This window comes from Saccharopolyspora hattusasensis (assembly GCF_050972075.1).
Classification (GTDB): domain Bacteria; phylum Actinomycetota; class Actinomycetes; order Mycobacteriales; family Pseudonocardiaceae; genus Saccharopolyspora; species Saccharopolyspora hattusasensis.
Genome location: NZ_JBPCDC010000001.1, coordinates 3679304 through 3700513, shown reverse-complemented (window position 1 = coordinate 3700513; position 21210 = coordinate 3679304). Strand labels below are relative to the sequence as shown.

26 protein-coding genes are annotated in these 21210 nt (G+C 68.9%); 24 read left to right on the top strand and 2 right to left on the bottom strand.

Going from position 1 to position 21210, the window contains the following annotated elements:
* Positions 1 to 57: 57 nt before the first annotated feature.
* From ACRXBZ_RS17130 to ACRXBZ_RS17110, 5 genes are all read left to right on the top strand, one after another.
* A complete protein-coding gene (locus ACRXBZ_RS17130) occupies positions 58 to 159 on the top strand; it encodes a 30S ribosomal protein bS22 (RefSeq protein ID WP_010241351.1) in 102 nt (33 codons plus the stop codon).
* A 166-nt stretch (positions 160 to 325) separates the two neighbouring features.
* The gene (locus ACRXBZ_RS17125) at positions 326 to 1360 is read left to right on the top strand and encodes an NAD-dependent epimerase/dehydratase family protein (protein WP_433879940.1); all 1035 of its coding nucleotides are present in this window, start codon (positions 326 to 328) and stop codon (positions 1358 to 1360) included.
* Positions 1361 to 1424: 64 nt separating this feature from the next.
* Positions 1425 to 2348, top strand: a complete 924-nt coding sequence (locus tag ACRXBZ_RS17120) for a lysophospholipid acyltransferase family protein (protein WP_433879939.1) — start codon at positions 1425 to 1427, stop codon at positions 2346 to 2348.
* Between the two features lie 380 nt (positions 2349 to 2728).
* A complete protein-coding gene (locus tag ACRXBZ_RS17115; RefSeq protein ID WP_433879938.1) occupies positions 2729 to 3316 on the top strand; it encodes an HdeD family acid-resistance protein in 588 nt (195 codons plus the stop codon).
* A gap of 164 nt (positions 3317 to 3480) precedes the next feature.
* On the top strand, positions 3481 to 3894 hold the full coding sequence (locus ACRXBZ_RS17110; protein ID WP_433879937.1) for a VOC family protein: 414 nt from the start codon (positions 3481 to 3483) through the stop codon (positions 3892 to 3894).
* A gap of 163 nt (positions 3895 to 4057) precedes the next feature.
* On the opposite strand, the gene ACRXBZ_RS17105 is transcribed toward ACRXBZ_RS17110, so the two are convergent.
* Complete coding sequence (locus tag ACRXBZ_RS17105) at positions 4058 to 4945, bottom strand: HAD family hydrolase (RefSeq protein WP_433883903.1); 888 nt, start codon at positions 4943 to 4945, stop codon at positions 4058 to 4060.
* Positions 4946 to 5642: 697 nt separating this feature from the next.
* Between ACRXBZ_RS17105 and ACRXBZ_RS17100 the strand changes: the two genes are divergently transcribed.
* The 6 genes from ACRXBZ_RS17100 to ACRXBZ_RS17075 all read left to right on the top strand — a co-directional run bounded on the left by ACRXBZ_RS17100 (position 5643) and on the right by ACRXBZ_RS17075 (position 11936).
* Positions 5643 to 5879 (top strand): glutaredoxin family protein, encoded by a 237-nt coding sequence (locus ACRXBZ_RS17100; RefSeq protein WP_168585600.1) that lies wholly within the window; start codon positions 5643 to 5645, stop codon positions 5877 to 5879.
* A 399-nt stretch (positions 5880 to 6278) separates the two neighbouring features.
* On the top strand, positions 6279 to 7133 hold the full coding sequence (locus ACRXBZ_RS17095; RefSeq protein WP_433879936.1) for a redox-sensing transcriptional repressor Rex: 855 nt from the start codon (positions 6279 to 6281) through the stop codon (positions 7131 to 7133).
* Positions 7130 to 8515, top strand: a complete 1386-nt coding sequence (locus ACRXBZ_RS17090) for a glutamyl-tRNA reductase (protein ID WP_433879935.1) — start codon at positions 7130 to 7132, stop codon at positions 8513 to 8515. The genes ACRXBZ_RS17095 and ACRXBZ_RS17090 overlap by 4 nt, the downstream gene beginning before the upstream one ends.
* Complete coding sequence (hemC, locus tag ACRXBZ_RS17085) at positions 8512 to 9450, top strand: hydroxymethylbilane synthase (RefSeq protein ID WP_168585597.1); 939 nt, start codon at positions 8512 to 8514, stop codon at positions 9448 to 9450. Before ACRXBZ_RS17090 ends, hemC begins: the two co-directional genes overlap by 4 nt.
* Positions 9451 to 9464: 14 nt before the next feature.
* Positions 9465 to 10997 (top strand): bifunctional uroporphyrinogen-III C-methyltransferase/uroporphyrinogen-III synthase, encoded by a 1533-nt coding sequence (locus ACRXBZ_RS17080; protein WP_433879934.1) that lies wholly within the window; start codon positions 9465 to 9467, stop codon positions 10995 to 10997.
* Between the two features lie 474 nt (positions 10998 to 11471).
* The gene (locus ACRXBZ_RS17075) at positions 11472 to 11936 is read left to right on the top strand and encodes a transposase (RefSeq protein ID WP_433879933.1); all 465 of its coding nucleotides are present in this window, start codon (positions 11472 to 11474) and stop codon (positions 11934 to 11936) included.
* A 113-nt stretch (positions 11937 to 12049) separates the two neighbouring features.
* Here ACRXBZ_RS17075 and ACRXBZ_RS17070 read toward each other — a convergent pair whose 3' ends face one another.
* On the bottom strand, positions 12050 to 12415 hold the full coding sequence (locus tag ACRXBZ_RS17070; protein WP_433879932.1) for a hypothetical protein: 366 nt from the start codon (positions 12413 to 12415) through the stop codon (positions 12050 to 12052).
* A gap of 152 nt (positions 12416 to 12567) precedes the next feature.
* On the opposite strand from ACRXBZ_RS17070, the gene ACRXBZ_RS17065 reads away from it, so the two are divergent.
* The 13 genes from ACRXBZ_RS17065 to ACRXBZ_RS17005 all read left to right on the top strand — a co-directional run bounded on the left by ACRXBZ_RS17065 (position 12568) and on the right by ACRXBZ_RS17005 (position 21109).
* Positions 12568 to 13404 carry a helix-turn-helix domain-containing protein gene (locus tag ACRXBZ_RS17065; protein ID WP_433879931.1) on the top strand — a complete coding sequence of 279 codons (837 nt, stop codon included), beginning with the start codon at positions 12568 to 12570 and terminating at the stop codon, positions 13402 to 13404.
* A gap of 23 nt (positions 13405 to 13427) precedes the next feature.
* On the top strand, positions 13428 to 13634 hold the full coding sequence (locus ACRXBZ_RS17060) for a DUF397 domain-containing protein (RefSeq protein WP_433879930.1): 207 nt from the start codon (positions 13428 to 13430) through the stop codon (positions 13632 to 13634).
* A 77-nt stretch (positions 13635 to 13711) separates the two neighbouring features.
* A complete protein-coding gene (hemB, locus tag ACRXBZ_RS17055) occupies positions 13712 to 14695 on the top strand; it encodes a porphobilinogen synthase (protein ID WP_433879929.1) in 984 nt (327 codons plus the stop codon).
* A complete protein-coding gene (locus ACRXBZ_RS17050; protein ID WP_433879928.1) occupies positions 14692 to 15279 on the top strand; it encodes a hypothetical protein in 588 nt (195 codons plus the stop codon). Before hemB ends, ACRXBZ_RS17050 begins: the two co-directional genes overlap by 4 nt.
* Before the next feature lie 42 nt (positions 15280 to 15321).
* Entirely contained in the window at positions 15322 to 15849 is a 528-nt protein-coding gene (locus ACRXBZ_RS17045; RefSeq protein WP_433879927.1) for a hypothetical protein, read from the top strand.
* A 73-nt stretch (positions 15850 to 15922) separates the two neighbouring features.
* Positions 15923 to 16477: a hypothetical protein gene (locus ACRXBZ_RS17040; protein ID WP_433879926.1), complete on the top strand. Its 555-nt coding sequence runs from the start codon at positions 15923 to 15925 to the stop codon at positions 16475 to 16477.
* A gap of 52 nt (positions 16478 to 16529) precedes the next feature.
* On the top strand, positions 16530 to 17201 hold the full coding sequence (locus ACRXBZ_RS17035) for a proline-rich domain-containing protein (protein WP_433879925.1): 672 nt from the start codon (positions 16530 to 16532) through the stop codon (positions 17199 to 17201).
* The gene (locus ACRXBZ_RS17030; RefSeq protein WP_433879924.1) at positions 17201 to 17620 is read left to right on the top strand and encodes a hypothetical protein; all 420 of its coding nucleotides are present in this window, start codon (positions 17201 to 17203) and stop codon (positions 17618 to 17620) included. Before ACRXBZ_RS17035 ends, ACRXBZ_RS17030 begins: the two co-directional genes overlap by 1 nt.
* Positions 17613 to 17951: a transport-regulating membrane protein Mce1N gene (gene mce1N, locus ACRXBZ_RS17025; RefSeq protein WP_433879923.1), complete on the top strand. Its 339-nt coding sequence runs from the start codon at positions 17613 to 17615 to the stop codon at positions 17949 to 17951. The genes ACRXBZ_RS17030 and mce1N overlap by 8 nt, the downstream gene beginning before the upstream one ends.
* 180 nt (positions 17952 to 18131) lie before the next feature.
* Positions 18132 to 18485: a hypothetical protein gene (locus ACRXBZ_RS17020; RefSeq protein WP_433879922.1), complete on the top strand. Its 354-nt coding sequence runs from the start codon at positions 18132 to 18134 to the stop codon at positions 18483 to 18485.
* Positions 18486 to 18534: 49 nt separating this feature from the next.
* Positions 18535 to 19884, top strand: a complete 1350-nt coding sequence (hemL, locus tag ACRXBZ_RS17015; RefSeq protein WP_433879921.1) for a glutamate-1-semialdehyde 2,1-aminomutase — start codon at positions 18535 to 18537, stop codon at positions 19882 to 19884.
* Positions 19881 to 20516: a histidine phosphatase family protein gene (locus ACRXBZ_RS17010; RefSeq protein ID WP_168585581.1), complete on the top strand. Its 636-nt coding sequence runs from the start codon at positions 19881 to 19883 to the stop codon at positions 20514 to 20516. The genes hemL and ACRXBZ_RS17010 overlap by 4 nt, the downstream gene beginning before the upstream one ends.
* A complete protein-coding gene (locus tag ACRXBZ_RS17005) occupies positions 20513 to 21109 on the top strand; it encodes a TlpA family protein disulfide reductase (RefSeq protein WP_433879920.1) in 597 nt (198 codons plus the stop codon). The genes ACRXBZ_RS17010 and ACRXBZ_RS17005 overlap by 4 nt, the downstream gene beginning before the upstream one ends.
* The last annotated feature ends 101 nt before the right edge of the window (positions 21110 to 21210 follow it).

Below are 21210 nucleotides of genomic sequence, written 5' to 3'. Positions count from 1 at the left end.
TGCGGCTGCACCGGTGCGGGAGACGTTCGAACTGCCGTCAAGAGTGAAGGAGTCCGCATGGGCTCGGTCATCAAGAAGCGCCGCAAGCGCATGTCCAAGAAGAAGCACCGCAAGCTGCTCCGCAAGACGCGCGTCCAGCGTCGCAAGTTGGGCAAGTGACCTGAGCACCGCCGTCGACCGCTGGGTCGGCGGCGGTTGTGTTTTCGCTCCCGGTTCGAGCCGGATGCGCAACCGACCCAGTCCCGTAACTCCGAATGCCCGGTGACCGGCGCATTCGGCGGTAGCATCGCAGTCGGCGGCCGTGCCGGAGAAGGCTGGGAGACAGATGGGCCCGAATGTCGTGCTGGTGACAGGGGTCAGCCGTTTTCTGGGCGGATATCTCGCCGCGCGGCTGGCCGCCGACCCGGCCGTGGAGCGCGTTCTCGGCGTGGACACCGTGCAGCCCGGTCGCGATCTGCTGCGCCGGATGGGCCGCACCGAGTTCGTCCGCGCCGACATCCGCAACCCGCTGATCGGCAAGGTGATCGCGAACGCCAAGGTCGACACCGTGGTGCACGCGGCGGTCAACTCCCCTTCCGGGCCCGGTGGGCGGGCCACGGTGAAGGAGATGAACGTCATCGGCACCATGCAGCTGCTGGCCGCCTGCCAGCAGTCGCCACTGGTGCGCAAGGTGGTGGTCCGGTCGACCTGCGCGGTCTACGGGTCGAGCTCGCGGGACCCGGCGGTGTTCACCGAGGACATCGAGCCGAAGGACCTGCCGTCGTCCGGGTACGCCAAGGACGCGGTGGAGATCGAGGACTACGTGCGCGGCTTCGGCCGGCGGCGGCCCGACGCGGACATCACGACGCTGCGGTTCAGCAACCTGATCGGCCCGCGCATAGACGCGAGCCTGACCCGCTACTTCGCGCTGCCGGTGGTGCCGACCGTGCTCGGCTTCGACGCGCGGCTGCAGATGGTGCACTCCGAGGACGCGTTGGCGGTGCTCGAGCGGGCGACGATGGCGGATCGGCCCGGCGTGTTCAACGTGGCCGGTGAGGGCGTTCTGATGCTTTCGCAGGCGATCCGGCGCGCCGGTCGCATAGCGATGCCGCTGCCGAGCACCGCCGTGTCGCCGCTGGCTGGGTTCTTCCGCAACGCCCGGCTGGTTGACTTCTCACCGGAGCAGTTGCGGTACCTCAACTTCGGCCGGGTACTGGACACCACGAAGCTCCGCGAGGAGTTCGGGTTCAGCCCGCGCTGGACCACCCAGCAGGCCTTCGACGACTTCGTTCGTGGCCGGAGCTTGCGGCCGGTGATCGACCCGGAGAACATCATGGCGCTGGAGCGCAGCGTCGGAGACCTGTTGGCGAGGCATCGGTGACGGAGGCGGCATGAGCGGCAGTCGTGCGTTCTGCGCTTGTGCCCGGCCGGGTGTGGGGGCGTGAATGGCGGACGCGCAGGTGATCCCGCTGCGTGCGGCGGACCGGGAGCGGCTCGATGCGTCCGAGCCCTCGGTGCCGGACGAGCCCGGGTGGGAAGACGCCGTCATAGACGTGCTGGCGTTCGCCCGGCGGCGGTTGCTCGGTGACTACAAGGTCGACGAGTTCGGCTTCGACCAGGAGTTGACCGACGAGGTGTTCCTCCGCTTCCTGCGGCCCTTCTACGAGAAGTGGTTCCGCATCGAGGTGATCGGCGGCCACCACGTGCCCGCCGAACGCGGCGCGCTGGTGGTGGCCAACCACTCCGGCACGCTGCCGTGGGACGCGTTGATGACCACCGTCGCGCTGCACGACCACCTCCCGGCGACCCGGCACCTGCGGATGCTCGGCGCCGACCTGGTGTTCCGGATGCCGGTGCTCGGCGCGCTGGCTCGCAAGGCCGGCCATACGCTGGCCTGCAACCCGGATGCGGAGCGGCTGCTGACCAACGGCGAACTGGTCGGGGTGTGGCCGGAGGGCTTCAAGGGCATCGGGAAGCCGTTCAAGGACCGGTACAAGCTGCAGCGCTTCGGGCGCGGCGGGTTCGTCTCGGCGGCGTTGCGCACCGGGGCGCCGATCGTGCCCTGCTCGATCGTGGGCGCGGAGGAGATCTACCCGAAGCTGGCCGACATCAAGCCGCTGGCGCGGTTGCTGGGGGTGCCGTACTTCCCGGTCACGCCGCTGTTCCCACACTTCGGCCTGCTGGGGGCGGTGCCGTTGCCGTCGAAGTGGTACATCGAGTTCGGCGAGCCGATCGAGACCTCGTCGTACCCGGCGGGCGCGGCGGACGACCCGATGCTGGTGTTCAGCCTCAGCGACCAGGTCCGGGAGATCATCCAGCAAACCCTGTACCGCCTCCTCGCCCAGCGAACCAACGTCTTCCTGGGCTGACACGGCTGACACCGGTTTCAATTGAAACTGCGCTCCACGAGGCGGTGCGTCGCGGGGGATTGTAAGGCGGAGGCCGGGTCGGTGCCGCGTTGCGGCGGGGGCCGTCCGGGGGTCTATTTGTGCTGGTAAACGTGCTTCTCCCCGCGCGCTCGAACGCGGAAATCCGGGCAGCGACCAGACATAACGGACGGTGCGTGATGAGCTACCCTCGGCTTTCGATCCCAAGATCCCTTCGCGGATCTGCTCAACCGGGCTCGAGCCGGGTTTGCACGCTCGGCTCCCGGTCCCACGCGCCGCCTCGAAGACCGGACTTGCACTCGGATCGGTGATACGAGCGGTTCGGGAATGCACTGATCCAGGTCCCGTGGGAAGGATGGATCATGAGTAGCCTTCAGGACGATCCGGGCCGATCGGCGGCCGGTCGGTTGGCGAAGATGGCATGGCAGTCGGTCCTCGTGGTGGGCGTCTGCTCGCTCGTCGTCGGTGTGCTGGCGCTGGCCTGGCCCCGCGCGACGCTGATCGTCCTCGGGGTGCTGTTCGGCATCTACCTGCTGGTCAGCGGTGTGCTGCAGATCGTCGCGGCGTTCGGCACGCACGTGGCGGCGGCGATCCGGGTGCTGGCGTTCATCAGCGGCGCGCTGTCGATCCTGCTGGGATTGCTGTGCTTCCGGGGTGAGATGCAGTCGATCCTGCTGCTGGGCCTGTGGATCGGCATCGGCTGGCTGTTCCGCGGGGTCACCCAGACGACCGCGTCGGTCGCCGACCGGGCGATGCCCGCGCGCGGCTGGCAGATCTTCATGGGCATCGTTACGGCCCTGGCGGGCATCGTGCTGATCGTCTCGCCGCTGGCCTCGGTGGCGCTGCTGGTCCTGTTCGGCGGGTTCTGGCTGATCATCCTGGGCGTGGTGGAGGTCATCACGGCGTTCCGGATTCACCACGCCGCGAAGCAGCCGGCGACGTCCGGGTGACGCCGATGTCCGGGCGCGCGCGGGAGGGGCGCGCCCGGCCTTCGGGTGGGCCGGTGCGGTGGGCGGGGACGCCACCGCACCGGCCCGGTTTTCACGTGGCCGCTGTCGGTGGGGGCGGTCATGCTTTCGCGCAGGTCCGATTCCGCTACCGGTGGGAGGTTCCAATGAGTTCCCGGCTCAACCCGTACATCAGCTTCGACGGCGACGCTCGCGAGGCGATGGAGTTCTACAAGGACGTGTTCGGCGGCAACTTGACGATGAGCACCTTCGGCGAGTTCGGTGCCTCGGATCCGGGCATGACCGACAAGATCATGCACTCGAGGCTGGAGAGCGGCAGCGGCTTCACGCTGATGGCCTCCGACACCCCGCCGGGCATGGAGCACAAGCCGGGCAACAACATCACGGTGAGCCTCAGCGGAGACGCCGCCTCCGGCGACGAACTGCGCGGCTACTGGGCGAAGCTGTCCGAATCGGGCACCGTGTCGGTCCCGCTGGAGAAGCAGGTGTGGGGCGACGTGTTCGGCATGTGCGTGGACCGGTTCGGCATCGGCTGGATGGTCGACATCTCCGAATCGTGACCGCAGCGCAGGTGGTTCTCGGGGTCGTGAGTCTGTTAAGCCGCTGCACCAGCCGCCGCTGCACCAGCCGCCGCTGCACCAGCCGCTGCTGCACCAGCCGCTGCAGCAGCCCGAAAGACTTACGACCCCGCGCTTTCCGGAGCCCCGCTGCACCGCGGGGGCGTCAGGAGCGGTCACGGCGGCGGTAGGCGAGGCCCGCTGCCACCGCGCCCGCGATGGCGCTGGCTCCCATGATCGAATTCAGGCCGATCCGGGCCGCCTTCCGGCCCGTCCGGAAGTCCCGGACCTCCCAGCCCCGGGCCCGTGCGATGTCGCGCAGCCGCTGGTCCGGGTTGACCGCCACCGCCGTGCCCATCGCCGACAGCATCGGGATGTCGTTGGCCGAGTCCGAGTACGCCGTGCAGCGCCGCAGGTCCAGGCCTTCGCTGGCAGCCAGCGCCCGGACCGCGTGCGCCTTCGCTCGGCCGTGCAGCATCTCGCCGACCAGCCGGCCCGTGTACACGCCGTCGGAGCTCTCCGCAACCGTGCCCAGCGCGCCGGTCAGCCCCAGCCGCCGCGCGATGATCTGCGCCAGCTCCACCGGGGTCGCGGTCACCAACCACACCCGTTGGCCCGCGTCGAGGTGCATCTGGGCCAGCGCCCGGGTGCCCGCCCAGATCCGGTCCGCCATCAGCTCGTCGTAGATCTCCTCGCTGAGCTCCACCAGCTCCGAGACCTTGCGGCCGGCCACGAACGACAGCGCCTGCTCCCGGCTGGCCTGCATGTCCTGCGGGTTCTCCCGGCCGCCGACCCGGAACTTCAGCTGCTGCCAGGCGAACCCGGCCAGGTCGGTGGCGGTGAGGAACTTGCGGGCGGCCAGGCCGCGGGCGAAGTGGAACAGCGAGGCGCCCATCATCATCGTGTTGTCGACATCGAAGAACGCCGCGGCGGTGAGGTCGGGCGGGGTGGCCAGCGAGCCGTCCGGGCCGGGCGCGGCGGCAACCGCGGCCTCCGCGGACGCGCGGCCCGCTACCTTCGCGCTGTCGATCGGATCGGCACCGGGCGCGTGCAAGCCGTTGTGGTCCGCGCCACCGGCTGAGCCTTGACGTGTCGGCACCGCCGCGCCTCCCCGGGGTCCTCCGGTGTTGTCGTGCGAAGTTCCAGGTCTTGCCGACCCGGGCCGACCCGGCTCAGCAGACTTCTAGCTTAAGACCTGGCCGCAACCGAACTTGCGCACCTCCACCGGGGTGCGGCAACGGTCCGGTAACTGCTTCGGGGAGACCCGGCGAGCGCCTAGCGGAGATCATCGGGAGGAGTCGCGCCAGCCGTCCGATCGCGCGGTGCTGCAACGCCTTGCGGGGGCGGGGGGTGCGAGCGTCTTCGGGCTGCTCATCTCTTGCGACCTCTTGCCGTCGTTGGCGCCACCGGCGTGGTGCGGGTGGGACGCATCGGTGCCGGTGTCATGCCGCGGTCTCCGGCGGACACCCGCCTCCGGCGGCCGGCGGATCGCTCGGGCGGCATCCAGGCCCGTTCTGGTGACGCCGGGGGCGTGGGCGCTGAAGCGGGAGCCTACGTGTTGTTACTCGGAAGTAGTTAGTGCGAATCAGTGATTGTTCAGTTACTTAACGTGTTCACGGGTGGGTCCCGCATCAATCAGTCAGGTGATTTTGGACACTTGACCAGCGTGGTTGGTGCCGCGGCACGTGTCCGCCTGCTGGGTACGTTGGAACCCGCGAAATCAGGCCCGAATACGACCCTGGAGCGAAGGCATGCACGAGGTGACGGTGATGACCCGCGAGGGTTGCCACGCATGCGCGGACGCGATCTCCGACGTGCGGCGGATCTGCGCGGAACTCGGCGTGCCCTGGTCCGGGCAGGACGTGGACGCCGATCCGGAACTGCGCGCCGAGTACGGCGACCGGGTCCCGGTGATCTTGATCGATGGAGTCGAGCACGGCTACTGGAAGGTCGAGGAGGACCGCTTCCGCCGGGCCCTGGCCCGCTGACCGGTGATCTTGCCCCCGCGCCGCGCGGGTTGCGCCCGTCACGTGCGCCAGACCACGCGTTTTGGCACGTCGGGGGGCCATCGGCAATGATGGCGGGGAAGGTTTGTGCCTCCGGTGGGGTCTGGCCCTGCGACTTTGTGCATGCGTTCACAAATTGGTTACGGTGTACGGGTCGGGTCGCCGGATTCTCGGTGTGGACCAGCGGATCAGGTGTTAGCCGCCGGATTTCAGCGGCGCTCGCGGACGACGCCGGGGCCGCCGGGTGGCAGACCGGTCGACGTCGGTGCTCCCCGCCTGAGGAACGAAGTCGGGAAGTAGGCGACGACCGTCGCACGGCTGTACCCAAACCGGGTGCGGGCGGGCAGGCCAGAGTAGTAGGTAGGGCGAGGGAGATCCAGCGTGACGGCCCACGGAGCGGACGTGCAGGACGGTGACGGGCAGGCCGGGGCCGATTCCCGGGCCGACTCCAAGCAGTCGCCGGCGATCGAGGTTCCCGCGGCGCGGGAGCGCGCCAGGGCGATCCCGGAAGCCGCCGTCGCCCGGCTTGCGGTCTACCTGCGGGCGCTGTCCGGACTCGCCGACCAGAACGTGAACACCGTCTCCAGTGACGAACTGGCCGTGGTCGCCGGGGTCAACTCCGCGAAGCTGCGCAAGGACCTGTCCTACATCGGTTCATACGGCACCCGCGGCGTCGGCTACGAGGTGGCGGTGCTCGTCGGCCAGATCGAGCGCACCCTCGGCCTGACCCGCAAGCACAGCGTCGCCGTCGTCGGTATCGGTAACCTCGGCCACGCGCTGGCCAACTACGGCGGCTTCCCGAGCCGCGGCTTCCCGGTCTCCGCGCTGTTCGACCTCGACCCGGACCTGGTGGGGGTGCCGGTCGGCGGCATCCCCGTCAACCACATTGACGACATCGTCGAGGTGTGCTCCGAGCGCGAGGTCACGATCGGCGTCATCGCCACACCTGCGCAGGGCGCCCAGGAGGTCTGCGACGGTTTGGTCGCTGGGGGCGTTACGTGCATCCTGAACTTCGCGCCCGTCGTGCTGCAGGTCCCCGAGGACGTCGAGGTGCGCAAGGTCGACCTGGCGGTGGAGATGCAGATCCTGTCGTTTCACGTGGCCCGACGCCAGCAGGAAGCGGCGGCGGAAGCCGATCGGTCCGTTGTGGACGGTGCGGACATCGGTCCGCCGGGCGGCGGCGGTCGGGTGCCAGGCGAGGTCGAATCGGCGAACAGGATGGTGGAACGGCTGTGAACCTGCTCACCGTCGGGATTTCCCACCACAGCGCCCCGGTGCGGATGCTGGAGCGGGTCTCGATCAGCGGAGCGGACGTCCCGAAGCTCCTCGACGAGCTGTTGCAGCGCGAGCGCATCTGCGAGACGTTCATCATCTCGACCTGCAACCGCGTCGAGGTCTACGCGGTCGCGGAGACCTTCCACGGCGGCCTGGACGACGTGACGTCGGTGCTCGCCCGGCACGCCGGCGCGGAGGTCGCTGATCTCGCCGATCACCTCTACGTCTACTACGCGGGCGCCGCGGTGGAGCACCTGTTCTCGGTCTCCGCCGGCCTGGACTCGATGGTCGTCGGCGAGGCGCAGATCCTCGGCCAGCTGCGGCAGGCCTACGGCACGGCCGACGAGAACGGCACCGTCGGCAGAACCCTGCACGAGCTCGCGCAGCAGGCCCTCCGGGTCGGCAAGCGGGTGCACTCCGAGACCGGTATCGACGCCGAAGGCGCGTCGGTGGTGTCCGAGGCGCTCGCCGACGCCGAGGTCGCGCTCGACGGCTTGGCCGGGCGCAGCGCGCTGGTGGTCGGCGCGGGTTCGATGGGCGGCCTGGCCGCCGCGCAGCTGAAGCGCGCAGGCATCGGCGAGGTCGTGATCGCCAACCGCACCGCGGCCAACGGCGAGCGGCTGGTCGAGTCGCTGCTCGCCGACGGCGTCGCCTCGCGCACCGCCGGCCTCACGGACCTGCGCAGCGCGATCGCCGCGGCCGACCTGGTGGTGGCCTGCACCGGCGCGATCGGCGCGGTGGTGACCGAAGACGTGGTCGCGGCGGCGCTGGCGGTCCGCGACGACCGTCCGCTGCTGTGCTGCGACCTCGGCTTGCCCCGGGACATCGCGCCCGAGGTGGCCGGACTGCCCGGCGTGACAGTCGTCGACCTGGAAAGCCTGCAGCAACGGCTGTCCGAGAAGCAGGGCGGCAACGAGTCCGAGCGGGCCGCGCAGATCGTCGCCGAGGAACTGCGCAATTACCTTGCCGCGCAACGCTCGGCCGAGGTGACCCCGACCGTGGCCGCGCTGCGCAAGCGCGCCGCCGAGGTGGTGGACAGCGAGCTGCTGCGGCTCGACTCGCGGCTGCCCGAACTGGACGGCGACGTGCGGGACGAACTGGCGCGCACGGTCCGCCGCGTGGTGGACAAGCTCCTGCATGCGCCGACGGTCCGGGTCAAGCAACTCGCGTCGGTGCCGGGCGGTGCCGGTTACGCCGACGCACTCCGAGAGCTCTTCGAACTCGATCCGCAGACGACCGCGGTGCTCGGCACCCCGCAGGCCGACGAGGGCCTGCCCGGCGGGGCCTCTGTCGCCCAGGCGCGGCTGCGGGATCGAGCAGGACAGGACGGTGAGGACCGTTGAACAAGACCCTCCGCATCGGCACCCGCGGCAGCGCCCTGGCGATGGCGCAGAGCTCGCAGGTCGCCGAGGAGCTGGAGAAGGCGGGCTACCCGACCCAGCTGGTCACCGTGTCGACCCCTGGTGACCGCTCGATGGCGCCGATCGCCGAGATCGGCGTCGGCGTGTTCACCTCCGCGCTGCGCGAGGCGCTCGCCGCCGGCGAGGTGGACGTCGCGGTGCACTCCTACAAAGATCTGCCGACCGAACCGGACCCCCGGTTGTCGCTGGCTGCTGTCCCGGTCCGGGAGGACCCGCGGGACGCGCTGGTGGCACGGGATGGTCTGACGCTCGGCGAACTGCCCCCGGGGTCCATTGTGGGCACCGGTTCGCCGCGCCGCGCCAGTCAGCTTCGGGCCCTAGGCCTGGGGCTGGAGGTGCGCAGCATCCGCGGCAATGTGGACACCCGCCTGCGGAAGGTGACCGACGGTGAGCTGGACGCCGTCGTGCTCGCCCGAGCCGGGCTGGCCCGAGTGGGCCGGCTTGCGGTGATCACGGAAACGCTCGATCCACTGCAGATGCTGCCCGCGCCCGCCCAGGGCGCGCTTGCAGTGGAATGCCGCGTCGATGACGTGGACACCGAGCATTTGCTGCAGTCCGTTTTGGACGATCAGGCCAGCCGCGCCGCGGTGGCCGCCGAGCGCGCCATGTTGTCCGCGCTCGAAGCGGGCTGTAGCGCGCCGGTCGGCGCGCTGGCCGAAGTGGTGGATGACCTCGACGAGGACGGGCGCGTGGCGCTGCGACTGTCCGTGCGCGGGGTGGTGGCGACCGACGACGATCAGTTGGTCCGCGCCTCCATCACTGGTGAGACGACCGCCGCCGATCAGCTGGGCCGGGAATTGGCCGCCCAGCTGATCGAAGCCAGGGCCGCTTTGCTCAGCGGACCCGGCAGTAGTTGATGGGGAGTGCCCTGATGACCCGAGCACGTAAGACCCCCGGACGGATCGCTTTCGTGGGCTCCGGTCCCGGTGACGCCGGACTGCTCACCGTCCGGGGGCGGAATGCGATCACCCGCGCCGCCTTGCTGGTGACCGACCCGGACGTACCCGCCGATATCGTCGGTCAGGCCGCTGACGGCGCCGAGGTCCGCCCCGCCGTGGGGGACCCGGCGGACGTGGCCAAGGACCTGGCGAACGAGGCCGCGACCGGTCGCACCGTGGTGCGGTTGGTCGCCGGTGACCCGCTGACCGCCGACGCGGTGGTCCGCGAGGTCCAGGAGGTCGCCAAGACCGGCGCCGCCTTCGACATCATCCCCGGCGTCGCCGGCGGCAGCGCGGTCCCGGCCTACGCCGGCGTCGCGCTCGGCGCGGTGCACACCGAGGTCGATGTCCGAGGCGACGTGGACTGGGCTTCGCTGGCCGCGGTGCCCGGAGCGCTGGTGCTGCACACCACCGGCAGCTACCTGGCCGAGGCCGCTTCGCGGCTGGTGGAGCACGGCAGGCCCGCGACGACTCCCGTCGCGGTGACCGCCTCCGGCACCACCGTGCAGCAGCGCACCATCGACACGACGCTGGCCTCGCTGGCCGCCGACGCCGGTGAGCTGCAGGGCCACCTGGTGGTGACCATCGGCGACGTGGTGTCCGAGCGCAGCAAGCTCTCCTGGTGGGAGTCGCGCGCCTTGTACGGCTGGAAGGTCCTGGTGCCGCGCACCAAGGAGCAGGCCGGCGCGATGAGCGACCGGTTGTGGTCGCACGGCGCCGTCTCGCACGAGGTGCCAACGATCTCGGTCGAGCCGCCGCGCAGCCCCGCGCAGATGGAGCGCGCGGTCAAGGGCCTGGTCGACGGCCGCTATCAGTGGGTGGTGTTCACCTCCGCCAACGCGGTTCGCGCGGTGTGGGAGAAGTTCGGCGAGTTCGGGCTGGACGCCCGGGCGTTCTCCGGCGTGAAGATCGCCTGCGTCGGCGAGGCCACCGCGCAGAAGGTCCGCTCGTTCGGGATCATCCCGGAGCTGCTGCCGTCGAGTGAGCAGTCCAGCGAGGGCCTGCTGCAGGAATTCCCGCCGCACGACGACATCCTGGACCCGGTGGACCGGGTGCTGCTGCCGCGCGCCGACATCGCCACCGAGACGCTGTCGGCAGGGCTACGCGAGCGCGGCTGGGAGGTCGACGACGTGACGGCCTACCGCACCGTCCGCGCCGCGCCGCCGCCGGCCGAGACCCGCGAGATGATCAAGACCGGTGGGTTCGACGCGGTGTGCTTCACCTCGTCGTCGACGGTCCGGAACCTGGTCGGCATCGCGGGCAAGCCGCACGCCCGGACGCTGGTGGCCTGCATCGGCCCGAACACCGCGGAGACGGCCAAGGAGTTCGGCCTGCGGGTCGACGTCCAGCCGGAGATCCCGCGCGTGGAGGACCTGGTGGACGCCCTGGCCGAACACGCGGCCCGGCTCCGCGCCGAAGGCGCGCTCCCGCCGCCCCGCAAGGCCAAGCGGGCCCGCCGCAGCTGATCCGTTGACGAAGGGCACCTTCCGGCCACCGGTCGGAAGGTGCCCTTCGTGCTTCATCCGATGGGGTTTCTGACAGTTCCGGATCCTGTGTCAATGTGTGACAGAGCGTGGTGTAGTGTGTTGCTTGCTGACCGAGCGAAAGCCAAGCCCGGTCAGCGGTTTTCCTGCGGCGGCAGGTGAAACACGTTAGGTACCGCGAGTTGCGTGGGAACCGGCCGCAAGGCCAAACGCACGTGGAGACCGTGTCAGACCAGCGTTCGTGCTGGCAGTGGTCGAGGAAGCGTGAAGGCCACCAGTCTTCCTGATGGTCAACGCAGGTGGCGCAAGTCATCTGCTCACGGAACGTTTTGACACGTTTCGTGAACGGTGGAAGCCGTCACGTCGAGGCTGATCCCTCTTTGCCAGACTGATGTGAGACACCTCGTGTGAGTGCGGGGTTCCTGACCGAGGGCGGGATCGGAGATCCTGGTGCACGTGTCCACACCATCTGACAAGCAGCCCGACCCGTCACCGCTGGCGGGTCCGGGCGACCCAGCACCGCGCCCGTCCCGCCGGGTGTTCAGCCCGGAGTACAAGCTGGCGATCGTCACCGAGTACGAGAACGCCCCCAATGGCGAGAAAGGCGCGATTCTGCGTAGAGAAGGCTTGTATTCCTCACATGTCATCGAGTGGACGCGTACTCGTGACGCGGGGGTGTTGACCGGTCGAGCGGCAGGTCCGGCGGCGGCATCGAAGCGCTCGAAGAAATCGGCCGAGCAAGTCGAGCTGGAGAAGCTTCGCCGCCAGAACGAGAAGTTGAAAGGCGACCTGGCGAAGGGCTCGGGCTCCCGGAGCCGGTGCCTGCCCTGGTGTTCGCGCTGTTGTCGCTCTTCCTCGACGTGCGCGATCAACTGCCACACCGTCAATGACCCTTCGCCTGCCCCTGAGTGCTGCCCGTAGGCGGCGAAGGCGCGCCACGCCCAGCCGGAGGCGGTCAGGGCGGTGACCGCGGCAGCAAGACACGTGGTGAGAACGAGCAGCGAGGTCATCAGCATTCCTTTTCGGTGATCGGGTCAGTTCACGGAGTCGCTGGGAATCCACAGCTCGCTCGGGCGGGAGAGGGTGAGCGCCGGGGCTCCCGGCGAGCCGTGCGGCGGCAGGCCGAGCAGTTCCATCACCACGTCGGCAACCGCGCCGCGGGCGTGCCACAGCGGCGGCGAGGAGTGGAACTCCAGGTCATCGACCCGGACCCGAGCCGCCAAGGCGTCGGAGGCCGACCGGGCCAGGTACATGTCCATCGCGCCGTGCCGCACCCGGATCCCTTGCACCGCAAGGACACCGTCGACCGCCGGGAGGTACGAGAACCGGAACCCGGCCCGAACACTCGCCTCAACGGCCCCCAGATGCGGCCGCAACCAAGCCTCCGGCTCCTCGCGCATCCTGTTCTCCTTGTCACTGAAGCAACTCGCGTTTCCATCACGCTACAACTGTCACGTGACATCAGAAAAGATCCCGATCGGATGATGTTGGGATGTGGGTGATCGTGAGATAGTGCGGTGCCCTGGATGGTCGATCTTGAGAGGACGAGACGATGGCGAATCCTCCTCCGCCGCTGGCGCGACGGATCGAACTCGGTGCGCTTCTGCGGACGTACCGCGAACGCGCGGGCCTGGAGGTCGGGGAAGTCGCAGAGGCTCTCGGCTGGACCTACGTCCAGAAAGTCGGGCTCATGGAGTCCGGCAAGCGGAAGCTGGCACCCTTGGAGGTCAACGCACTTCTGGACCTCTACGAACTGGGTACTGAAGAACGGGAACGGGTTGTCGAACTTGCCAAAGAAGCCCGCAAGCGCGACGCAGGCCCGGCATTCGCCGCCGACTGGGCACAGACCTACCTCGCTCTTGAAGTTGCAGCATCACATCTCAAGTTCTACGCAGAAGAACTGCTTCCTGGCCTGCTGCAGACGGAGGATTACGCCCGCGCCATCCTTGAAGAAGGCAGGAGCTTGACGCCTCGCGAAATCGACCGCGCGGTCGCTCGTCGAGCCGAACGTCAGCACAGGCTCACCGAACCCAACGCCCCACGTGTCACCGTCGTCCTGAGCGAGTCGGTCCTGCGTCGCGGCGTGGGCGGGCCAGAAGTATGGCGTGGACAGCTCGACTACCTGCGCAAACTGACGGATCTTCCCAACTTTGCGGTTCATGTCCTGCCGTTCTCGGCGGGTGCACACCTTGCGCTCGGCACATCGTTCACGCTGCTGCACCTTGGCGATCCTGTGGTGACATTTGCATACATCGAAGCCCTGACCGACTCCGACTTCCTAGATAGACCACCCCATACCGAGGTCTATATCCTGGCCTTCGACCGAGCACACCGCGCAGCACTGCCTCGCGCTGAGTCGCTGGAGATGCTCGATCAAGCCAAGTTCTGATCCAACTCAGTGGAGTGATCTAAGTGATCCGCGCGTCCGAACTCCCCGTCACCTGGCGCAAGAGCAGCCGCAGCCAGAACGGCGCCAACAACTGCGTTGAAGTTGCGAGCCTTGCGCAGACCATCGCTGTGCGGGACTCGAAGGAGCCGGATGGTCCAGCGTTGATCTTCGACGGTCGGGCGTTCGGGGGGTTCCTCGACGGGATCAAGGCCGACCGCTTCTCGAGCTGAGCCCTCGGCTCGTCCGTTCTGTCGGGTCGTTAGGCTCGTGGTGTCACCCCGCCGAGCCTGTTTGGGGAGCCGCCGTCATGTACCCCTCGCACCGTCCGCGTCGACTTCGCCGCAACGCCGCGCTTCGCAGACTGATTTCCGAGACTTCCGTGGAGCCCCGGCACTTGGTGCTGCCGATGTTCGTTCGCGAGGGCGCGACCGAGCCGGTGCCGATCCAGTCGATGCCCGGCGTTGTGCAGCACAGCCGCGACTCGCTGCGCAAGGCCGCCGTCGACGCCGTCAACGCTGGTGTCGGCGGCCTGATGCTGTTCGGCGTGCCGGCCAAGCACGATGCCGAGGGTTCCGGCGCTGTCGACCCGGACGGCATCCTCAACGTCGCGCTGCGCGACCTGCACTCCGAGCTCGGCGACGACACCGTGCTGATGGCCGACCTGTGCCTGGACGAGTTCACCGACCACGGGCACTGCGGCGTGCTGGACGAAGACGGCAACGTCGACAACGACCGCACGCTGCAGATCTACGGTGAGATGGCCGTCGTGCAGGCCCAGTCCGGGGCGCATGTCGTCGGCCCCAGCGGCATGATGGACGGCCAGGTCGGCGTGATCCGCGACTCGCTGGACGCGACCGGCTTCGGCGACACCTCGATCCTGGCTTACTCCGCGAAGTACGCCTCCGCCTTCTACGGGCCGTTCCGCGACGCGGTGGACTCGCAGCTCAAGGGCGACCGCAAGACCTACCAGCAGGACCCGGGCAACGGCCGGGAAGCGTTGCGCGAGGCAGACCTGGACCTCGCCGAGGGCGCCGACATGGTGATGGTCAAGCCCGCGATGTCCTACCTCGATGTGCTGCGGGACGTCGCTGGCGTCGCGGACGTGCCGGTGGCCGCCTACCAGGTGTCCGGCGAGTACTCGATGATCGAGGCCGCCGCCGCCAACGGCTGGCTGGACCGGCAGCGCACCGTGCTGGAAACCCTGACCTCGATCCGGCGGGCCGGTGCCGACATCGTCCTGACCTACTGGGCGGTCGAGGCCGCGCGCTGGCTGCAGAACGCGCGGGCATGACGGACCTGGAGCAGCAGGTGGACGCGTTCGGCCGACCGGTACCCGAGCCGGCTCCCACGCCACCGCAGGCGCTGCTGGTGGCGCGGTGGCTGTGGATCGGGTCGGTGCTGATCGGGGTCGTGCAGGCGTTCATCCAGCTCCTCGACCGGCCCCAGCTGATCGACAAGCTGCGCCAGCTGCAACCTGACATGTCCCAGCTGGACCTGGAGGCCGCGGCCAACAGCGGGATCATGTTCACGTTCCTGCTCAAGGCGATGATTCTGCTGCTTTACGTGATGCTGTCCCGGCGGATGCTGGAAGGCCGCAACTGGGCGCGCATTGTGCTCACCGTCTTCGGCGGCTTCGGGATCATCAACGCGCTGATCACAGTGCTCACCGTGTCGCTGGTCGGAAGCGCGCTGATCCGCCAGCTGACCGGCGTCGCCGTCAACGGTGTGGACGTCGTGTTCTCGCTGGTCGTGATGCTCGTCGAGATCGCCGCGATCGTGTTCATGTACCGCCCGGACTCGAACCGGTTCTGTCAGGCGATGCGGAACCGGCGGCCCGGTAACGCGCCGGCACCGACTGGAAACCGTTGGTCATAATTCCCCTGGACAGCGGTCATTGCGGTTCCTAACCTGGGCCATGTGACGCCGCCGCAGGAACCCGAGCGCGAGCCGTACGCCGCCCGGCAGGTGCCCGGCCACGAGCCGTGGCGGCCGAGCTCGATCAACAACGCCTTCTGGGCGGGGATCGCCAGTGTGGTGGTGGGCTTCGCGCTGCTGGCGGCGGCTTTCCTGCTGGTCTCCGACGCCGAGCTGCAACTGGTGCTGGAGGAGACGGCGGCGCAGGGCCAGCCGCTCACGATGGAGCAGGCGCGCGGCATCTACTCCGCGGTGCTGGTGATGTTGACCGTCATCGTGGCCACCATCGCGGCGCTGTGGATCATGTTCCTGTTCTTCATGCGGCGCGGGCGGAACTGGGCGCGGATCGTGATCACGGTGGTCGGCGCCGTGTGGATCCTCCTCACCCTCCCGGCGATCGCCGGTGGCGCGGCGGGCGGCGTCGCGAGCGCGCTGCTCTCGATGCTGCAGGTGCTGACCGTCGCGGCGACCATCGTCTTCGCTTATCTCGCACCGTCGAACCAGTACTTCCAAGCCGGTCGGCACCGGTGACCGCGGCCCCTTCTTCGGCCGGATGCCGGACATTCAGGCAAGTCGGCATGCTGCGCTGTATTACGGTTTCCGGGTGACAGTGCCCCAGAACCCCTGGCAGGGCCAGAATCCCCAGCAGGTCGCGCCGCAGGCGGGCTATCCGCAGCAGATTCCCGCCGGGAAGCCGCGCGTGCCCGGCACCGTGGGCTTCGCCAGCGTCGTCGGGCTCGTGATGCCGCCGCTGTCCGCGGCGCTAAGCGTCCTCAACTTTGTGATCATGATCGTCATGTTCGGCAAGTACATCCCGGACATGTGGTCCATCCTCCTCACCAACGTGATCTTCGTCGGCATCGCAGTGGTGTCCGCGGTCCTCTGGATCGTGTTCTCCCTGCTGATGCGGCGCGGGCGCGGTTGGGCCCGGACCGTGCTGGTGGTCATGTCCGCGATCTGGCTGATCTACACCAGCTACTCGATCGCCTCGTTCCTGGTGGCAGTCGGCGGGAACATCGGGCCCGTCCTCGGCAATCCTTCGGCGGTCATCGGCATGGTCCAGATGTTCATCATCGTCCCGATCACGACGGTGCTCTTCATCGTCCTCGTGTTCCTGAAAACGTCGAACGACTACTTCAAGGCCACGCGGTGCAGGTGAGTTTCCGCAACCAAGTAGACAGCTACTCCGCCCTGTTCATACTGTTTGCCGCGTGACTTCACCGCAAAATCCTTGGCAACAAGGTGGGTACCCGCAGGGCGGGACTCCATCCGGCGGTTTTCCGCAGCAACATCCACAGGGCGGGTATTCGCAGTACCCGCAGTCGAATCCGTTCGCGGCGCCGCCGGTTCCGGCGCAGGAGCTGAGCACGTTCCAGCGGCCGATCACCGTGGAGATCGCGTTCTGGATCGCGATCGTCGTGCCGCTGCTGGCCACGGTGCTGTCCGTGCTGAGCTACATGCTGCTGCAGGGCTTCGTGAACGACTCCATCGCCGGCAGCATGGGCGACCCGGATCTCGACCAGCAGATCGCGTCCGTCGCCAACGGGGTCATGCTGTTCTTCTTCGTCTTCATCACGATCATCTACCTGGTCCTGACCGGGTTGTGGATCCTCTTCGGCTTCAAGATGCGGGCCGGGAAGAACTGGGCGCGGATTACGCTCACGGTGTTCGCGGGACTCTGGATGCTGTTCGGCGTCATCGCCCTGATCCAGGGCGGCAGCATGACGATGTCCGGTGACCTGGACGGCGCGAACCTGCCCAGCTCGTACTTCGCGTTGTCCTACAGCCAGACCGGGTTGGGCCTGGTAGGGATGATCGTGTTCCTCACGTTGGCCTATCTTAAGCCGTCGAACTGGTACTTCAAGGCGGCGAGCCGGTTCTGATGGATTCGCCGCGACCGCTGCGCTACGCCATCGTCCTGTGGTGGGTGGTGGCGCTCGTGCTCGCGTGGCAGACGGCGTTGATGTGGTTCGGGCGCGCCGAACTGGCGGGACGGATGATCGAGCGGCGCCAGGCCACACCGGCGGACGCGGTCGAGCGCACGCAGCAACTGCTCGTGACGAACACCGGGATCGCCGCGGCGCTAGTGGCGGCCTACCTGGTGTTGGGGGCGCTGCTGTTCAAGCGGCGCCCCTGGGCCCGCGTCGTGCTGTCGGTGTTCGCACTGCTGCACCTGGTAATGCTGCTGGGCACCGGGGCGGTGTTCAGCGTGAACGTGGTCCTGCTCATCCTGGGGGCCATCGCCGCGGTGCTGATGTGGCGGCGTTCGAGCACGGACTGGCTGACAGGTGAGCATGACTGAACTGGTGCTGTATTCGGAGCGCGGCAGCAGCTGGTGGCCGGTGCTGTGGGGACCGGTGTTCGCGCTGCTCGGGTTCGGCGTCGAGGCGTTGACACCGGGCTCGGTGAACGCGGTGGCGTGGCTGCTGGTCGGCGGTGTGCTCGCGGCCGCCGCCGCGACCTGGGTGTACGGCCGCCGCCGACTGGTTTCGGTGCGGCTGACGCCGGCAGAGCTGGTGCAGGGGCGCCGAAGAGCTCGCGGTCAGCCGCATCGCGGCGGTCACCGATGTAGGAACGCCCGTGGGGGCACGAGTACTCGGCGGGAGCTGGACGATCCCGAAGGGAACGGGTGAGGTGCCGCTGCGCCTCGAACCCGACGAAGTGGTCCTGGCCTGGGCGAAGGACCCCGAAGCCCTGTCGGCGGCCCTGGCCCGCCTGGTGGAGGAGTAGTCGTCACGGCTCTGCCCGCGGTTGGAGCAGCGCTTGCTCGGCTGTTTGCGGTGTGCACGGTGAGTCGTGAGACGCTTCTTCGCGTGACGACTCCGGAACCGTGGCCTGCCGACGGGCCGAAACTCACCGTCGACACCGAAAGCGCCGAGCATGCCGACGAACCAACTCGTTCGGCCGGGCTGAACCAGCCGTGGCGGGCCGCCGTTGCCGGGATCGAGCTCGTCGTTGCCGTGGTGCTGCTGCTCGTGGGCTGGTGGGCGTGGCAGCGCGGGACAGTGACGATCTACCTGCCGGGACCGCAAGGCGCCGTCGACGTCGTCACCAGGTCGATCGGGAGCTGGCTGGGCACCTCCGTGGGTGCGGTGACGCTGGCCGGGTTGCTGCTGCTTGACGCGATCCGGCAGTTGGTGCTGGCGTCACGGGCCCGCCGCCGTTAGTCAAACGGGGTGTGACTGGTCACTGCGCCGCGCCTGTCAGACTGGGGACGTGACAGCTCCTGCGAACCCCGCATCGAATTCGAACGACGATCCGGCTCCGCGGTCGCGGCAGCTGTTCGAGCGCGCACTCGCGGTGACGCCGGGCGGCGTGAACTCGCCGGTCCGGGCGTTCCACTCGGTAGGCGGCACACCGCGCTTCATGGCCCGCGGCGAAGGCGCCTACCTGTGGGACGCCGACGACAACCGGTACGTCGACCTGGTGTCCTCGTGGGGGCCGATGATCAACGGCCACGCGCACCCCGACGTGGTCCGGGCGGTGCAGGAGGCCGCTTCGCACGGGCTTTCCTTCGGCACGCCGGGCGCCGGTGAGATCGACCTCGCCCAGGAGATCATCGACCGCGTCGAACCGGTCGAGCAGGTCCGGCTGGTCAACTCCGGCACCGAGGCGACGATGAGCGCCGTCCGGCTGGCCCGCGGGTTCACCGGCCGCCAGAAGATCGTCAAGTTCGCCGGCTGCTACCACGGCCACGTCGACGCGCTGCTGGCCAGCGCCGGCTCCGGGGTCGCCACCCTCGGGCTGCCGACGTCGCCGGGCGTCACCGGTGCCCAGGCGGCGGACACCATCGTGCTGCCCTACAACGACCTCGAAGCCATGCGGCAGGTCTTCGCCGAGCAGGGCGACCAGATCGCCTGCGTGATCACTGAGGCCGCGGCGGGCAACATGGGCGCGATCGCGCCGCTGCCCGGTTTCAACGCCGGGCTGCGGGAGCTCACCAGCGCCGCAGGGGCGCTGCTGATCATGGACGAGGTCATGACCGGTTTCCGCGTTTCCGCGGCCGGTTGGTTCGGCATCGACGGCATCGCCGGTGACCTCTACACGTTCGGCAAGGTGATGTCCGGCGGGCTGCCCGCGGCGGCCTTCGGCGGACGTGCCGACATCATGGCCCGTCTCGCCCCGTCCGGGCCGGTGTACCAGGCGGGAACGCTGTCCGGGAACCCAGTCGCTGTCGCCGCCGGGCTGGCAAACCTGCGCGCCGCCGACGCCGAGGTCTATGCGGCGCTGGACCGCAACAGCAAGCGGCTCGGCGAACTGCTCGGCGCGGCGCTGATCGCGGAAGGCGTGCCGCACCAGGTCGCATACGCCGCGAACATGGTCAGCGTCTTCTTCAGCGAGACCCCGGTGCACAACTACGAACAGGCGCAGGCCCAGCAGGTCTGGCGGTTTCCCGCGTTCTTCCACGAGCTGCTCCGGCGCGGTGTGTACGCGCCGCCGAGCGCCTTCGAGTCCTGGTTCGTCAACGCGGCGATGGACGAGGCGGCATTCGAGGCGATCGCCGAAGCTCTGCCGCATGCCGCCCGGGCCGCCGCCGCGGCCGCCGCCCCGGAGGCGCGCGCATGACCGGCGAGAAGACCGTGGTGCACTTCCTGCGCCACGGCGAGGTGCACAACCCCGACGGCATCCTCTACGGCCGCCTGCCGGGATACCGGTTGTCGGACCGGGGCGAACAGCAGGCCAAGATCGTCGCGGAGTTCCTGACCGGGCGCGAGGTCACGCACGTCGTCGCTTCGCCGTTGCAGCGCGCGCAGCAGACCGCCATCCCGATCAGCGCGGCGTTCCAACTCGACGTGGCCACCGACGAGCGGCTCATCGAGGCCGACAACCGCTTCGAAGGCCTGAAGGTCTCGGTCGGGGACGGTGCGCTGCGGTCGCCGAAGCACTGGCCGAAGCTGTGGAACCCGCTGCGTCCGTCGTGGGGCGAGCCGTACCTGCAGATCGCGCACCGCATGCTGGGCGCGGCGCACCGGGCCCGGGCGGCCGCCGCCGGTCACGAGGCGGTGTGCGTTTCCCACCAGCTGCCGATCTGGACGCTGCGCCGCTTCCTGGAAGGCAAGCCGATGTGGCACGACCCGCGGCGGCGGCAGTGCTCGCTGGCGTCGCTGACGAGCCTGGTGTTCCGCGGCGAAGAACTGGTGCGGATCGCTTACGTCGAACCGGCCGGGGAAACCGATCCGAAGGTGACAGGGGCATGAAACGACTGTTGGTGCGGTTCGGGCTGGTCGCGGCGGCGTTAGCGCTGGTCGCCGGCTGCGCGACCCAGGGCGACGATGCTGTCTCGCAGGGCGGCGGCGGTGAGTTCGCCTTCGTCTCGCCCGGCGGGCAGACCCGCATCTTCTACCCGCCGCAGCAGCGCGGCCGGGTTTCCGGCATGTCCGGCGAGAGCCTCCTGGAACCGAACAAGCAGATCGGGCTGGACGACTTTAAGGACAAGGTCGTCGTCCTGAACATCTGGGGCTCGTGGTGCGGGCCGTGCCGGTCCGAGGCGGACGACCTGCAGGCGGTGCAGGACAAGACCGCCGTCCAGGGCGTCCAGGTGCTCGGCATCAACGTGCGGGACAGCCAGACGGCCGCCGCGGACTTCCACCGCGACCGGAAGCTGACCTACCCGTCGATCTTCGACCCCTCGGGTCGCACGCTGCTGGCGCTGCGGCAGTTCCCGCGCAGCACCGTCCCGGCCACGATCGTCCTCGACCGGCAGCACCGTGTCGCGGCGGTCTTCCTGACGGAGATGTTGGAAAGCGAACTGCTCCCCGAAGTCCAGAAAGTCGCCGCCGAGCAGAGCTGAGGGTTCCACGCCCGTGCCGGTAGGTGAGCGGCGATTTCGCGCGAAAACGCCGCTCTGGACACCCTCCGTACGTGCAGGTGGCGGCCCATGCGGAAGCGGGC

Excerpts from the sequence above, each read along its gene's own strand:
- ACRXBZ_RS17125 (WP_433879940.1), top strand. The coding sequence starts at position 326 with ATGGGCCCGAATGTCGTGCTGGTGACAGGGGTCAGCCGTTTTCTGGGC.
- ACRXBZ_RS17100 (WP_168585600.1), top strand. The coding sequence starts at position 5,643 with ATGCACGAGGTGACGGTGATGACCCGCGAGGGTTGCCACGCATGCGCG.
- ACRXBZ_RS17005 (WP_433879920.1), top strand. The coding sequence starts at position 20,513 with ATGAAACGACTGTTGGTGCGGTTCGGGCTGGTCGCGGCGGCGTTAGCG.
- ACRXBZ_RS17065 (WP_433879931.1), top strand. The coding sequence starts at position 12,568 with ATGGCGAATCCTCCTCCGCCGCTGGCGCGACGGATCGAACTCGGTGCG.
- ACRXBZ_RS17030 (WP_433879924.1), top strand. The coding sequence starts at position 17,201 with ATGGATTCGCCGCGACCGCTGCGCTACGCCATCGTCCTGTGGTGGGTG.
- ACRXBZ_RS17115 (WP_433879938.1), top strand. The coding sequence starts at position 2,729 with ATGAGTAGCCTTCAGGACGATCCGGGCCGATCGGCGGCCGGTCGGTTG.
- ACRXBZ_RS17110 (WP_433879937.1), top strand. The coding sequence starts at position 3,481 with ATGAGTTCCCGGCTCAACCCGTACATCAGCTTCGACGGCGACGCTCGC.
- mce1N (WP_433879923.1), top strand. The coding sequence starts at position 17,613 with ATGACTGAACTGGTGCTGTATTCGGAGCGCGGCAGCAGCTGGTGGCCG.
- ACRXBZ_RS17010 (WP_168585581.1), top strand. The coding sequence starts at position 19,881 with ATGACCGGCGAGAAGACCGTGGTGCACTTCCTGCGCCACGGCGAGGTG.
- hemB (WP_433879929.1), top strand. The coding sequence starts at position 13,712 with ATGTACCCCTCGCACCGTCCGCGTCGACTTCGCCGCAACGCCGCGCTT.
- ACRXBZ_RS17130 (WP_010241351.1), top strand. The coding sequence starts at position 58 with ATGGGCTCGGTCATCAAGAAGCGCCGCAAGCGCATGTCCAAGAAGAAG.
- ACRXBZ_RS17120 (WP_433879939.1), top strand. The coding sequence starts at position 1,425 with ATGGCGGACGCGCAGGTGATCCCGCTGCGTGCGGCGGACCGGGAGCGG.
- ACRXBZ_RS17050 (WP_433879928.1), top strand. The coding sequence starts at position 14,692 with ATGACGGACCTGGAGCAGCAGGTGGACGCGTTCGGCCGACCGGTACCC.
- ACRXBZ_RS17080 (WP_433879934.1), top strand. The coding sequence starts at position 9,465 with ATGACCCGAGCACGTAAGACCCCCGGACGGATCGCTTTCGTGGGCTCC.
- ACRXBZ_RS17070 (WP_433879932.1), bottom strand. The coding sequence starts at position 12,415 with ATGCGCGAGGAGCCGGAGGCTTGGTTGCGGCCGCATCTGGGGGCCGTT.